The 13,916-nt window shown below is 46.7% G+C and carries 10 protein-coding genes and 2 pseudogenes; 4 read left to right on the forward strand and 8 right to left on the reverse strand.

The window, feature by feature from the left end:
* Positions 1-71: 71 nt before the first annotated feature.
* The 5 genes and pseudogenes from H3H32_RS21000 to H3H32_RS21020 form a co-directional block, all read right to left on the reverse strand.
* The gene (locus H3H32_RS21000; RefSeq protein WP_182457596.1) at positions 72-284 is read right to left on the reverse strand and encodes a DUF4926 domain-containing protein; all 213 of its coding nucleotides are present in this window, start codon (positions 282-284) and stop codon (positions 72-74) included.
* A gap of 221 nt (positions 285-505) precedes the next feature.
* Positions 506-1,778, reverse strand: a pseudogene (locus H3H32_RS21005) (replication-associated recombination protein A).
* Positions 1,779-1,982: 204 nt separating this feature from the next.
* Positions 1,983-2,582, reverse strand: coding sequence for an RNA polymerase sigma factor (locus H3H32_RS21010; RefSeq protein ID WP_182457597.1), 600 nt, complete (start codon positions 2,580-2,582; stop codon positions 1,983-1,985).
* A 95-nt stretch (positions 2,583-2,677) separates the two neighbouring features.
* Positions 2,678-4,501 carry an adenine deaminase gene (locus H3H32_RS21015; protein ID WP_182457598.1) on the reverse strand — a complete coding sequence of 608 codons (1,824 nt, stop codon included), beginning with the start codon at positions 4,499-4,501 and terminating at the stop codon, positions 2,678-2,680.
* A 3-nt stretch (positions 4,502-4,504) separates the two neighbouring features.
* Complete coding sequence (locus tag H3H32_RS21020; protein WP_182464426.1) at positions 4,505-5,659, reverse strand: acyltransferase family protein; 1,155 nt, start codon at positions 5,657-5,659, stop codon at positions 4,505-4,507.
* A gap of 309 nt (positions 5,660-5,968) precedes the next feature.
* Between H3H32_RS21020 and H3H32_RS21025 the strand changes: the two genes are divergently transcribed.
* Together H3H32_RS21025 and H3H32_RS21030 are read left to right on the forward strand one after the other, a co-directional pair.
* Positions 5,969-7,627: a UxaA family hydrolase gene (locus H3H32_RS21025; protein ID WP_182457599.1), complete on the forward strand. Its 1,659-nt coding sequence runs from the start codon at positions 5,969-5,971 to the stop codon at positions 7,625-7,627.
* A 99-nt stretch (positions 7,628-7,726) separates the two neighbouring features.
* Positions 7,727-8,501: pseudogene (locus tag H3H32_RS21030) on the forward strand (SDR family NAD(P)-dependent oxidoreductase).
* Between the two features lie 224 nt (positions 8,502-8,725).
* Here H3H32_RS21030 and H3H32_RS21035 read toward each other — a convergent pair.
* The gene (locus H3H32_RS21035; RefSeq protein ID WP_182457600.1) at positions 8,726-9,343 is read right to left on the reverse strand and encodes a hypothetical protein; all 618 of its coding nucleotides are present in this window, start codon (positions 9,341-9,343) and stop codon (positions 8,726-8,728) included.
* A gap of 116 nt (positions 9,344-9,459) precedes the next feature.
* On the opposite strand from H3H32_RS21035, the gene uvrB reads away from it, so the two are divergent.
* Entirely contained in the window at positions 9,460-11,481 is a 2,022-nt protein-coding gene (uvrB, locus tag H3H32_RS21040; RefSeq protein WP_182457601.1) for an excinuclease ABC subunit UvrB, read from the forward strand.
* A gap of 114 nt (positions 11,482-11,595) precedes the next feature.
* On the opposite strand, the gene H3H32_RS21045 is transcribed toward uvrB, so the two are convergent.
* Positions 11,596-12,081: a hypothetical protein gene (locus H3H32_RS21045; protein WP_220472551.1), complete on the reverse strand. Its 486-nt coding sequence runs from the start codon at positions 12,079-12,081 to the stop codon at positions 11,596-11,598.
* Between the two features lie 189 nt (positions 12,082-12,270).
* On the opposite strand from H3H32_RS21045, the gene H3H32_RS21050 reads away from it, so the two are divergent.
* Positions 12,271-12,810 (forward strand): DUF2911 domain-containing protein, encoded by a 540-nt coding sequence (locus tag H3H32_RS21050; RefSeq protein ID WP_182457602.1) that lies wholly within the window; start codon positions 12,271-12,273, stop codon positions 12,808-12,810.
* 99 nt (positions 12,811-12,909) lie between these two features.
* Here H3H32_RS21050 and H3H32_RS21055 read toward each other — a convergent pair whose 3' ends face one another.
* On the reverse strand, positions 12,910-13,857 hold the full coding sequence (locus tag H3H32_RS21055; RefSeq protein ID WP_182457603.1) for an alpha/beta hydrolase: 948 nt from the start codon (positions 13,855-13,857) through the stop codon (positions 12,910-12,912).
* Positions 13,858-13,916: the final 59 nt, after the last annotated feature.

Consider the following 13,916-nt stretch of genomic DNA (forward strand, 5'->3'; position numbering starts at 1 on the left):
CCCACCACTTCTGCAAACTCCGGCGGATTTCGGCTTCACGGTAGACAATGGGAACCTAAGTTGTTTACTGATCAAGCTTCAATAGGCTCTTGATATACTTTTATCAATTGTGTTGATGACAGTGTAGACAGAGCGTAAGTAATGCCATTCATATTGGCAAATTCAACAAGAAAGTCACCATTATTAAATACCTCAACAATTGTCCCTAAACTGCCTTTTTTAAGTTTTTCAGCAGGCAAATCTGTGGCTAAGACAACCACATCTAATAAATTCAACGAATCCATAATTTATCAGTTTAATTGTTCACATAAAAATCTTACGCAGAGTTAAACTGAGCGGTATGCTGTGTGACCCCGATGGGGTCAGATGTTTATAGAGAGCCTGTAATTTCTATAGACATTTGACCCCACCGGGGTCACACAAGAATTAGGTAATTGAATATGGACGATACCTGTTTAGCTATAGCCTTCCTTTAGTGCCAGTGTAAAGGTGTAACTAAGTAACCTCAATACCCATACCAGTCTCCCCACCACTTCTGCAAACTTCGGCGGATTTCGGCTTCGCGGGCGTTGTGGCCGGGCTCATAGAGTTTGTGCCCTTTTAGGTCGTCGGGAAGGAAGTTTTGCTGGGCAAAATTGCCTTCGTGAGCATGTGAATACTGATAGTCTTTCCCGTAGCCAATCTGCTTCATCAGCTTGGTAGGCGCGTTACGTAGATGGAGAGGTACAGGCAAATGAGCCGTTTGCTCCGCCAGAGCGATGGCCTCATCGATAGCAACATAACTCGCGTTGCTCTTTGGCGATGTTGCCAGATAGACCGCTACCTGCGACAGAATAATCCGACCTTCGGGCATGCCAATCGCGCGAATTGCCTGTACCGCTTCCGAGGCCATAATCATCGCCGTTGGGTTGGCATTCCCAATATCTTCCGAGGCCATAATCAGCATACGTCGGGCAATGAAAATTGGATCTTCTCCCGCTACAATCATCCGGGCCATCCAGTATAAAGCCGCGTTTGGATCGGAACCGCGCAACGATTTGATAAAGGCCGAAATAATGTCGTAATGCTGCTCGCCTGATTTATCATATCGGGCAATATTCTGCTGCGCTACGGTCGTTACGCCTTCATCAGTAATCACTAACGGATCAGCAGATACGTGAGCCGATGCAACCAGTTCCAACAGGTTCAGTAGCTTTCGCCCATCGCCACCCGATAACCGAAGCAACGCATCGTACGAGTCAACTGTAATTTTTTTTGATTGCAAAAAGGCGTCCTGAGCAATAGCCCGGTCAATTACCTGAATCAGTTCTTCTCGATCAAGCCCTTCCAGAATATAGACCTGACAGCGCGATAGCAACGCACTGTTTACCTCAAACGAAGGATTTTCGGTGGTAGCCCCAATGAGTGTAATCTGCCCTTTCTCAACAGCTCCGAGCAAAGCGTCTTGCTGACTTTTATTGAATCGGTGAATTTCGTCGATGAAAACCACGGGGGGGGAATATTCCACTTGGGCGGCTCAACACATCCCGAATTTCCTTAACGCCCGAATTGATGGCACTCAGAGCAATAAAAGGTCGTTTAACCGCTTCGGCTAATAATAGTGCCAGTGTAGTTTTACCAACACCAGGAGGTCCCCATAAAATCATGGAGGGCAAACGGCCAGACTCTACCGCCCGTCGAAGCGCTCCATTAGGTCCAATAAGTTTACGCTGACCAATAACATCATTGAGTGTGCGAGGGCGTACCCGCTCGGGTAAGGGCGTTGAGTCCGTATTCATTCAACGAAGTTACGAAAGTAACGTGGATGGAAATCCGCGTAGCCGAAGACTAACATGTAGCTATCAATTTTACTCGACCAATTAGTCTTCAGCTACGCGGACTGGAACGCCAGCTCGGTGGAAGTCTACGCTACCTAACCAAAGAAAAACCCAATAGTTCGTAAAGAACTACCGGGTTGGAGAATAGGTTAAGAATAGTCAGCGTTAGAGCGACACATTTTCGAGCGTAACATAACGCTTGAGGTTGCTCATGGCTCCGAAAATCAAATTGTAAACAGACTGAATGTTAATGTGCATGAGAGCCGAAATTTCTTCGTTACTCATATTTTGAAAATACCGCAGGTGAACGGCTTCACGCTGACGGCGGGGAAGTTTTTCGAGGGCCTGATGCAGGCAGTCGTTCATAAACGAATCTTCCTCATGGGCAATCAGTAAATTTTCGTGGGATGGATCAGCGCCAGGAAGCGTGTCGCCAACGCGTCGGCCATTTACCATATCATCCTGACTCACCAATTTCTGTTCGGCCGTTAGGTGGCGAACCAGCTTACGTTTAATCGAAGCCATCAGATAAAAACGTACGGAAGTCGTTGGTCCGATGGTCGTGCGGTGCTTCCAGAGCTCAACAAATAGATCGTGGATGCAGTCTTTAATCAGCGCCCGGTCGGTAGCAAAGTGGGCGCAGTAATGGTAAAGGGTTTGAACATAATTTTGGTACAGTCGGGCAAACGCATTTTCATCACCGCTACGAAACAAATTCCAGAGAGTTTCGTCGTCGGGTCCGATTTGAGTACGGGAGCGAGCCATGATAGAGAGGGTAAAGGTTAGGAATAGCCTTGGAGTGTGTAAACTTACCCATAAAAAATAGAATTTAAAAAAGTACTCAAAAATTTTTTTTATGGTTACTGATTTCCCGTTTGAATAGATACAAAAGTGAACCTTTTCCCATCAAACAGTCCCTTATCGCTTAATTTTAGGGCTGGGATAACCAGCAGAGCCATAAAGGATAAGGTCATAAATGGTGCAGCAAGTGTACTTCCTAATTCTTTCTTCGCGAATTGGTCCAGCAATGTATATTGACCGGCTACATCATACCCATCTACATCCGTCATCAGACCAGCTACTGGTAACGAAAGCAAGTGCGACTCAGGTGTAGTCGTTAAATGCAAAAACTCACGGCGGCTCATCACTTCATCATCATGCTCATGCGGTTTCGTACCAGCAACGGCCGATAAGCCACCCCGAGATTCGATCACCAAATTAACCGCCTTGCAAATACTGTCATCATCACACCCAACCACTGTAATATTGTGCGAATCGTGACCAACCGACGAGGCAATAGCGCCGTGTTTTAAGCCAAAGTTTTTGATAAATGCAATCGCAGGTGGCGCATCCTGATACCGATTGACAACCGCCATTTTCAGAATATCCTGTTCTAGATCAGGTACGATTTGATTGTTCTCTAGTTTAGGTTCAAGATGAAGTTCATTGGTGATGAGCTGGCCGTCGAGAGCTTCGATGACGCGGATTGTACTTTCCCTCACCGACCCGTCGGACCGCCCCGGCCCCTCTCCCAAAACGGGAGAGGGGTGTAGAACTGCCCGATTTTCTCCCCTCTCCAGTTCTGGGAGAGGGGCCGGGGCGGTCCGACGGGTCGGTGAGGGAAAGGTCACCACAAAGTCCTCCGGCTTCTTAGGCGAACAACTAAACTGATTAACATGCTCGCTCCGCAAATCCGGAATATTCGACTTACCATCTTCGGCAACAATACCCCCATTAATAACCGTTTTTTGAACCGTGAACGACTGTAAATTATCAACCACGATATAATCGGCAGGGTCACCTTCACGCAACAGACCAACTGGTAATCGATAATGCAGGACGGGATTCAGGCAAGCAGCCCGAAGTACATTCCAAAGCGAATGGCCTTTTGCCAAAGCGCGTACAACGAGTTGATTGATATGCCCTTCCGCCAATGTATCCGGATGCTTATCGTCCGAGCAGAACATAATTTGCTGAGGAAACTCAGCCAGCAAGGGAATCAGAGCCTCGAAATTACGGGCGGCACTGCCTTCTCGAATAAGAATGTTCATACCCCGTTGCGCCTTATCAAGACCCTCTTCATAGGTAAAGCATTCATGGTCGGTAGTGATACCAGCATCAATGTATTGCTGGGCATCGTCGCCCATTAAACCCGGTGCGTGGCCGTCAATAGGCTTATTAAATGCATTGGCCAAGGCGATTTTAGCCATTACATCGGGGTCCTGGTTTAGTACGCCAGGGAAATTCATCATTTCAGCTAAATAGCCTATTTCCTTTAATGCCAGCAGTTTTCGGACATCCTTAACACTAATAGTAGCACCCGCCGTTTCGAACGTGGTAGCCGGAACGCAGGAAGGTGCCCCAAACATAAATTTGAAGGGAACACGTCGAGCCTCTTCAATCATGTAATGTACGCCCGCAACGCCAAGCACATTCCCAATCTCGTGTGGGTCCGAGACGGTAGCAACCGTTCCATGAACAACGGCCAGCCGCGCAAACTGCGGTGGGGTCAGCAACGAGCTTTCTATATGAACATGGGCATCTACAAAACCCGGCAATACATAAGATTCGCCCGAGCGTTCAGGCCCAAGGCGCTGAATCTCGTTAATCCGCCCATTTTCGACGGTGATCGAGCCATAAAAAATCGTTTGGTCAAAGAGATTCAGGATATTAGCCGTGATCATAAATTAGATTCGGATAAATAGGTTACGGCGGTACATCCACCAGAGAATTAGATAAAAAATAGCCAGCGTAGCGAAGCCAATTAGCAGTGGCTCATAGGTGGCCCCAAACACCAGAAAAGGCCCATGCCCCAGGTGGGTATAGAAGGATTTGATTATGAACTTGTCGATAAGGTGCACCAGGCAATAAATCGCGATGGAGTTCGTGCCCACCACAACCAGCGGAAACGCCCATCCCCGACGACCGGCCACATCGATAACACCATAAAAGAAAGCGAGCAGCCAAAAGCACCAGCCACCACTGAATAATACCCACGCTGGTGTCCAGATTCGTTTCACAATAGGGCAAATTCCGGTCACATGCAGCAAGATACCGCTAGCCAGCCCTATGGCGCCGGCAATCAGGAAGTATTTCAGAATGTCGCGCTGTGTCATTCCAGACCGCAACCATAAACCCGCCTGCAACCCTAGCAACATTGTTCCGAGGGTAGGAATGAAACTAAGCGTAGCATAACCGCCACCGTTAAACAAAAATGGATTTTCGCGAGGGAACAGGTTCAAAAACCAGGTATCAAAAGCCCAGGCCAGGTTACTATTCTTATTAAAATGGGCCATCAATCCAGTATAATGCTCTGGCCAGTCTGCCGGAACACCCACGGCGCTATAATCAAAAGCTATGCCATTCGGGACAGGATAAAGCAAAAATGCTAGCCAATAACCCACTAAAATTACACCTAACGCAATCCAGGCGGTTCGAGCTTTAGAAGCACTTCCGATTAAGAATAGAAATGTATAACCCATACCGATTTGGGTCAGCGTATCCTCAAACGTAAATCTCGTTTGATCGGCATGTGTAGATCGCAGAAAAATTCCGAGCAAAATTAAAATCAGCGACCGCCGAAACGCATGCCACAACTGCACAGAAAACGATTGCCCTTGTTTAACCCGGCTCGCAATTGAATACGGGAGAGCCACGCCAACCAAAAATGAAAAAGAAGGCTGAATCAGATCGTGCAACGAACAACCAGCCCAGGCAACGTGGCTCTGGTGGTGAGCTAGAAATGCCCAGAAACCACTATCCGGAAAAGCTTCGTGGAGATGATCAAATTGCAGAATTTCGGCGGCCATCAAGGTCATAACAAAACCCCGATAGGCGTCCATAGACATTAGTCGACCAGCCAGGAAGCCGGTTTTGTTTACATCAGAAAGTGGAGGCATCGGTAACGGGTAGGAATTAAGTCTTAAAACTTGGCAATGGCATCCACATTCGCAACAACATGAATAAAGTTTTTGTGGAGAGGTGGTATATTTCGGCTTATTGCGTCTCTTTAATGAATTAGTCAGATGGTGGTTAGACGTGGCCAGGTAGGGTCAGAAGCAGTGAAAGGTTGTTAGTAGCCTGATAATTCCTGACCCTACCTGACCAACCTTGACCACCATCTGACCAGCTATTTTAAACCAGTTTTTCTGATGAATGCCCGTGTATTGAAAGTTCATCCCGGCGATAACGTCATTGTGGCACTTCGCAACCTCTCGGCGGGAGAGCACATTGAATTTGAGAACGATACCTACGTTTTGCCTTATGCCGTTGGCGCTAAGCATAAATTCGTGACCGAAGACCGTCAACCCGGCGACCCGATCACTATGTATGGTGTACTGGTTGGTAAAGCAACTCAGCCCATTCGGCGGGGAGAACCGATTACTACCTTCAATTTAAAACACGATTCCGAGCACTACGGCCTCGACAAAAAACAACCTTTTTCCTGGAAACCACTCGATGTCTCGAACTGGCAGGATCGGACGTTTATGGGTTATCATCGGGCAGATGGCAGCGTTGGTACGCGCAATTACTGGCTGGTTGTGCCACTGGTTTTCTGCGAGAATCGGAATGTGCTGATCATGAAGGATGCTTTTGAACGTGAGTTAGGTTACGCTCAACCTGAAATCTATCGCGAAAACGTTCATGAGTTATTGAGCCTTTACAAAGCGGGCGAAATGGATGTCATTAAAAAGATGCAGCCATTTATCGAGCCTAACCAAACAGGTAACCACGCACAGAAACGGACTTTCAAAAATGTCGATGGCATCAAGTTCCTGACGCACGAAATGGGTTGCGGAGGTACTCGTCAGGATTCGGCCTATTTAGGCTCATTGCTGGCTGGTTTCATCAACAACCCTAATGTGGCGGGCGCAACCGTGTTGAGTCTGGGATGTCAGCATTTGCAAACCGATATGATTTCGGTAGAAATTAAACGGCAGAATCCGAAGTTCGATAAGCCTCTTCTTTTATTTGAGCAACAGGCTGGTACCGAATACGCGCTCATGTCGGAGGCTATCAAGGAAACGTTTCTGGGTCTGATCGAAATCAATAAAATTGAACGAAAGCCCGCTCCATTAAATGCATTGACCGTTGGGTTAAAATGTGGTGGCTCCGATGGTTTTTCGGGCATTTCGGCGAATCCAGTATTGGGGCATTTGTCGGATACAATTGTATCATTAGGTGGCAAAACAGTGCTGGCTGAGTTTCCCGAACTAAACGGCGTAGAGCAGGAACTCATCAACCGTACAGAAGACACAGCTAAAGCTCAGAAATTCATCACCTTAATGGGCGAGTACTCAGCTCAGGCAGAAGCCGTTGGGTCAGGGTTCGACATGAATCCGTCGCCAGGAAATATCAAAGATGGCCTCATCACCGATGCGATTAAGTCGGCAGGAGCAGCAAAAAAAGGCGGAACGGCCCCGGTAGCCGATGTACTGGACTACGCTGAGCCAGCCACAACGCCCGGCCTTAGTCTTCTATGTACACCCGGCAACGATGTTGAAGCAACCACAGGTATGGCGGGTTCAGGCACAAACGTCATTCTATTTACCACTGGCCTCGGTACCCCGACAGGCAATCCCGTTTGCCCGGTTGTTAAGGTTTCGACAAATACGGTCCTTAAAAATCGGATGCCCGATGTGATTGATTTCGATAGTGGCCCCATCATCGACGGCGAACAAAGCATTGCTCAAAATGCCGACGCTCTGCTGGAATACATTATCCAACTGGCGTCGGGCGAAACAATCACCCAAGCTGAACGATTAGGCCAAGACGACTTTATTCCCTGGAAACGGGGTGTTTCACTCTAAATAATTTTGAATGATAGATTGATTGAATAGCTGACGCAAAGATGCTCCGCCGGATGGTATTCACTCATTCAATCAATCACTCATTCAATCATTCAGACTATGTTCTCACTCAAAAACAAAACCGCCCTCGTTACGGGGGGGAGCCAGCGGTATTGGGCTGGCCATTTCAAAGACGTTTGCCCAGGCAGGTGCTTCTGTCTATATCCTTGATCTTAATAAAGATCAGGCTGATCAGGCCGTTAATGAGATAAAACAGGCAGGTGGTCAGGCCGTTAGCCATGCGATTGATGTCTCGAATCAGCAACAGACGGTAGAAATCATCAACCAGATTGCCGAACAGGGACCGATTCATATTCTGGTCAATAATGCAGGTGTCTCGCACATAGGTACGGTAGAAACGACGACTGAAGCCGACTTCGACCGGATTTACCGCATTAACATTAAAGGTGTCTACAACTGCCTTCATGCGACTATTCCGCATCTGAAAGCCAACGGGGGCGGTGTAGTTCTGAATATGGCATCGATAGCCGCTACCATCGGTATACCCGATCGTTTCGCTTATGCCATGAGTAAAGGTGCCGTGCTAACGATGACCTTATCCATTGCCAAAGACTACCTGAAAGATAATATTCGCTGCAATTGTATTTCGCCTGCGCGGGTGCACACGCCCTTTGTTGATGGGTTCATTGCCAGAACGTATCCGGGTCGTGAAGCGGAGATGTTTGAAAAACTCTCGAAAACGCAACCCATCGGCCGAATGGCTGAGCCCGAAGAAATTGGTGCTCTGGCTTTATACCTCTGTTCCGACGAGGCCGGTTTCATAACCGGATGCGATTATCCAATTGATGGTGGCTTTACACGGCTGAATAATTAGTTTTTTGTCATTTCGACCGTAGGGAGAAATCTCAAATTTGACCAATGAGGGAATTTGAGATTTCTCCCTACGGTCGAAATGACAAAAAACTTTCTCATCTATTTACTTCAACAAAAGACATATATCGTAGTTAAGTACGTCTATTTAAAACTGCCCCAATTCAACATATCGCACGGCAAGCCATTGCAGACTTGTAACACATTTATCAAATAATACTCTTTTTACTAGGATTGCGTCCTATATAAAATATCAAACTCGTGCTCTGTTGCATAGATTGGCAATTTCCCCCAAGATAAATCTCTTAGATGTGCTTCCTTATGAGCCGCTTCAACTAATTCCAGAAATCTTAAGAGTACTAGCAATTCAAACCAATCCCAAGCTGGAGCATTTTTTTCCTCTTCAGCTTGTAATCTCTCGAATTCTTTTGGGTCATAATTTTCGGGATCAAATTCAGTCCATACGGATTCCTGAATATCTTCAAAACCTGTTAATGTAAAATCGTTATCCGTAGAGCCACTCCAAGACGCTAGCCAGTCTATATCATCCAAGCCATTATCAACTTCATAAGCAAATCCATCGCAATACCAGCGATCTCTGTTTATATCAAACTCATTTATCTCAAAATACATACACACTACTACACTTTTGGAACACATTGATGCGTAAAAAGCATCTATCCAGTTAAGTAATGGTTCGGTCTGCGCTAAAAAGTCTCTATCTAGGGCTTGATGATAAATTGATGCATTGAGTTTACCTATTTCGGTCTTACAATACTGAATTGCATCCTTCAGATTACCAGCTTTTATATAAGGATGGATTTCTTCAAAATTGTCAAAATTCATGGTTTTAGGCCCTTTGATCTAAATCTGTACGAATTAGGGAGCTAAAATAGAACATTAAATTGCCCTTGCAATCCACCCCAAATCTTCGTAAATTAGCCAGATTCTAAACGCAACTAATGAACTTCAAATTAACTTCTGAATTTCAACCCACCGGCGACCAACCCAAAGCGATTGAGAAGCTGGTCAAGGGTATAAATGAAGGCGAACCAGCGCAGGTATTACTCGGGGTTACTGGCTCAGGCAAGACCTTTACCGTAGCAAACCTCATTGCACAAACCAATCGGCCAACGCTCGTATTAAGTCATAACAAAACGCTGGCGGCTCAGCTTTACGGCGAATTCAAGCAGTTTTTTCCCGAAAATGCGGTTGAGTACTTCATCTCTTACTACGACTATTATCAGCCGGAAGCGTTCATCGCTACCACAAACACCTACATCGAGAAAGACCTTGCCATCAATGAAGAGATCGACAAACTGCGACTCGCGGCAACGTCGGCGCTCATGAGCGGTCGGCGCGATGTGATTGTTGTGGCTTCAGTTTCATGCATCTATGGTATGGGAAACCCTGAAGAATTTAAACGGAACGTGGTCCGAATTGGGGTGGGCGAACAAATGAGCCGCAATCAGTTTCTACATCAGTTAGTTAGCATCTTATACAGTCGCACGGAAGGTGATTTTCAACGAGGTAACTTTCGCGTCAAAGGCGATACGGTTGATCTCTATGTTGCCTATGCCGACTTTGCTTATCGGGTCATTTTCTTCGGCGACGAGATTGAAACAATTCAGCAGATTGACCCCAGCACTGGCCGCAAGATCTCGAATGAGACTATGGTTACAATCTTCCCCGCCAATCTGTTTGTCACGGGCCGGGATACGCTGAACAATGCCATCCACGAAATTCAGGACGACATGGTAGCGCAGGTGCGGTACTTCGAATCGGAGATGCGGGAACAGGAAGCTACGCGTATTCAGGAACGTACCGAGTTCGATCTTGAAATGATGCGGGAGTTGGGCTATTGCTCGGGTATCGAGAACTATTCGCGTTATTTTGATCGACGCCAACCCGGTCAACGCCCCTTCTGTTTGCTGGATTATTTCCCGGACGATTTCCTGATGGTGATTGACGAAAGTCACGTAACGATTCCGCAAATCCGGGCCATGTGGGGTGGCGACCGTTCTCGTAAAACAGCGCTTGTCGATTACGGCTTCCGATTGCCGTCGGCAATGGACAACCGACCGCTAACGTTCCAGGAGTTTGAAGATTTGTCGGGTCAATCGATTTACGTATCGGCTACTCCTTCCGACTACGAACTTCGTAAAAGCGATGGCGTTATCGTAGAGCAACTTATCCGGCCAACGGGCTTGCTAGATCCTGAAATTGAGGTTCGCCCAAGCCTTAACCAGATTGATGATCTGCTCGAATCCATCGATGGCCGTATCAAAAATGGAGAGCGTGTTTTAGTTACCACCCTCACCAAACGGATGGCCGAAGAGCTGACTAAATACCTCGACCGCGTCGGCATTAAAACCCGTTACATTCACTCAGAAGTAAAAACCCTGGATCGAGTCGAAATTCTGCGCGATTTACGATTGGGCAACTTCGATGTATTAGTCGGTGTCAACCTATTGCGTGAAGGGCTTGATTTACCCGAAGTATCGCTGGTAGCCATTATGGATGCCGATAAAGAAGGCTTCCTCCGCGACATTCGGTCACTCATTCAGACCATTGGTCGGGCAGCCCGAAACTCGAATGGCAAAGTAATTATGTATGCCGACCGGATTACAGGTTCGATGGAGAAAGCCATTGATGAAACCAACCGTCGGCGGGCCATCCAGATGGAGTATAATACTGATAATGGTATCACACCAATGACCGTGTTGAAATCCAAAGAAGCCATCATGGGCCAAACCAAAGTGGCCGACTCAAAGGCGAAACATTTCTACGTCGAACCCGAAGAAATCCGCATTGCTGCCGATCCTGTGGTCCGGTATATGGGCAAAGGCGATCTGGAAAAAATGATTAACGAAACGCAATCGAAAATGGAACGGGCCGCCAAAGACCTTGACTTCCTGGAAGCCGCTCGCTTACGCGACGAGTTGTTTCAATTGCGGGATAAACTGAAGAAAGAGACGGCGTAACGTTTCAGAAATGCAACCATTTCTTGCATTTCTGAAACGTTACTACTATATTTGCAACGGTCAGGGAGAGATCCCAGGCCCCTCCTTGAGGTGATGCGGTTCGGCCGTGTCACCTCATTGTATTTTACGCTCAATCGTACCATCCCGAATTTCAGTCGGTGTAAGGCGATATAATTTCTCTTCCCAGATTATCCATACCTCAAGTACATTTTCCGCTCGGTGAATCTGCAACTTTAATCCTCGAATCAATTCTCCTTTTGTAATGCTACTCATGGCATGAATCAAGATATGGTCGGCCTGTTTTTTAGCATTGCGCACTTCACGCTCAATTGCCGACGCCGTAGGTGTATAGTTATGTTTGAACTCAACCACTACATCTTGGTCAATTAAATAGGCATCTGGATTTTTAATATGCGGTGTGTTATCAATAGGTAGAAGTCGCACTTTAAAGCCCTGCTTAGCTAAAACAATAGCTGTTTCAATATTTCTGGCAGCTTCGTGCGAGGCATGTGTAATGTGCATTTCTACATAACCACCAGACGACTCAGTTTCTTTCTTCCGGAGGTCTGGATATACAAGTAAATAATCGATTCTGGACACCCTTTATTTTGTATCTATTTTTAGGCCATAAAGCTACATATTTATTTTACTACACAGAATCTGTTATTTTCACTTGTAGAGACTTGGGGCTTGCTAAGCCCCTTTTGGCTTTAGTCAAATTCGACTGCTATACGCAAATTACAAATTATCCTTACCTTGCAGGCCATCAGGTTAAATCACGAAACCTCTATGAAACGTCTACTGCTTATCCTCGGCATTATCGCAGCCGTTGTACTTATTGGTTATTTCTCTCTGCGTAGCTGGACCAAATCCAGCAGTCCCGAAGCCGTAGCACAGGTCGACCAGAATGGTCTGAAAATAAAAGTAGATTACTGTCAGCCTTACAAGAAAGGACGCAAGATTTTCGGCGGGCTAGTGCCTTATGGAAAAGTCTGGCGGACCGGCGCAAACGAGGCTACGATCATTGAATTCGATCAAAATGTGGTTATCGCTGGACAGCCTTTAGAGAAAGGTGAGTACACACTTTGGACGATTCCGTCTTCCGATGGATGGATCGCTATTTTTAACAGTGAGACTGGCCAATGGGGTACCAGTTACGATCAAACAAAAGACGTACTCCGGGTGCCGGTAGCATCGCGGAAACATAGCCCAATGGCCGAACAATTTTATATCAGCTTTTCGCCATCGACAACAGGTACCGATATGGTTCTGGCGTGGGACGAAACCGAAGCCATCATACCAGTTCAGAAACGAACAAATAATGATTAAGCATAAACATTAATGACATGAAAAGCCGCCTATCGAATAGCTAGGCGGCTTTTCATTTTAAACCTATAAGGTTTTTAGAAACCTTATAGGTTTGGAAATTTAATGGTGAAAGCTTTCCCCTATAAACTTTAACGCATCAGGCAATCCACTACGCCAATACGACCAGGTATGTGCGCCATCACGGGACCGATACTCGTGCGGTATTTTTCGCTCCAACAGGGCAATGTGGAGCATGGCATTGCCAACAGTCAGTGCATCATCATCACCACAATCAAGATACCAACGTACTTTCGTCAGATCGCTTTCTGGAGCTGATTTTGCCAGCGTAATAGGACTATTCCGTTTCCAGGCAAGCGTTAGTCGCTCCTGGCCTTTAACGGGGCCGCTAAATATGGGCGCATAAACCGTATTATAACGCTCATCAGGTACACTGGCGAATGTTTCGTCGGTTCGGACGGCTGCACTGAGAGCCGCACAGGCACTGAATAATTCGGGGTGATGCATGGCTAATGTCAATGACCCGAACCCTCCCATCGATAACCCCGAAATAGCCCGATACGTACGTTCGGTACGGGTCCGGAACATGGAATCGATGTGGGGAATCAGTTCCTGTACAAACATGTCCTCATACCGAACTTTGTTCTGATAATCATTTACATAAAAGGTAGCCCAGGCATTGGGCATGACAATAATCATTGGCGGCAGTTGGCCTGATTTAATACCTTCGTCGGCAATTCGATCGGCTTCGCCAAACTGCACCCAGCCGGTTTCGTTGTCACCTAAGCCGTGTAACAGATAAACAACTGGATACCGCCGGTTCGACACAAAGTAATCAGGGGGCAGATAAATCGAGAATTTGACAGCCTGGTTCATCAGCGAACTATTCATAACCATGCTCTCTAACAGCCGAACTTGCGGGGCGGCTACTACCGGAACAGGGCCATTACTTTGCGGGGTTGTTAGCTGAGCACGTCGGCGAGATTGGGCCGAAGCGGTTAATGTCAGCACGACCAGGTACGAACAAATTAGTAAACTACGTATCGACATGGGCTTATAGACAGTGAAAGGCGGTTAATTTATGCGAAATTTACGCCGTAGAAGCCATT

The organism is Spirosoma foliorum (assembly GCF_014117325.1).
GTDB classification, from domain to species: domain Bacteria; phylum Bacteroidota; class Bacteroidia; order Cytophagales; family Spirosomataceae; genus Spirosoma; species Spirosoma foliorum.

Coding starts and splice junctions, on each gene's coding strand:
- H3H32_RS21020 (WP_182464426.1), bottom strand. CDS start 5,659: ATGGACGCCTATCGGGGTTTTGTTATGACCTTGATGGCCGCCGAAATT.
- H3H32_RS21000 (WP_182457596.1), bottom strand. CDS start 284: ATGGATTCGTTGAATTTATTAGATGTGGTTGTCTTAGCCACAGATTTG.
- H3H32_RS21035 (WP_182457600.1), bottom strand. CDS start 9,343: ATGAATTTTGACAATTTTGAAGAAATCCATCCTTATATAAAAGCTGGT.
- H3H32_RS21050 (WP_182457602.1), top strand. CDS start 12,271: ATGAAACGTCTACTGCTTATCCTCGGCATTATCGCAGCCGTTGTACTT.
- H3H32_RS21010 (WP_182457597.1), bottom strand. CDS start 2,582: ATGGCTCGCTCCCGTACTCAAATCGGACCCGACGACGAAACTCTCTGG.
- uvrB (WP_182457601.1), top strand. CDS start 9,460: ATGAACTTCAAATTAACTTCTGAATTTCAACCCACCGGCGACCAACCC.
- H3H32_RS21025 (WP_182457599.1), top strand. CDS start 5,969: ATGAATGCCCGTGTATTGAAAGTTCATCCCGGCGATAACGTCATTGTG.
- H3H32_RS21015 (WP_182457598.1), bottom strand. CDS start 4,501: ATGATCACGGCTAATATCCTGAATCTCTTTGACCAAACGATTTTTTAT.
- H3H32_RS21055 (WP_182457603.1), bottom strand. CDS start 13,857: ATGTCGATACGTAGTTTACTAATTTGTTCGTACCTGGTCGTGCTGACA.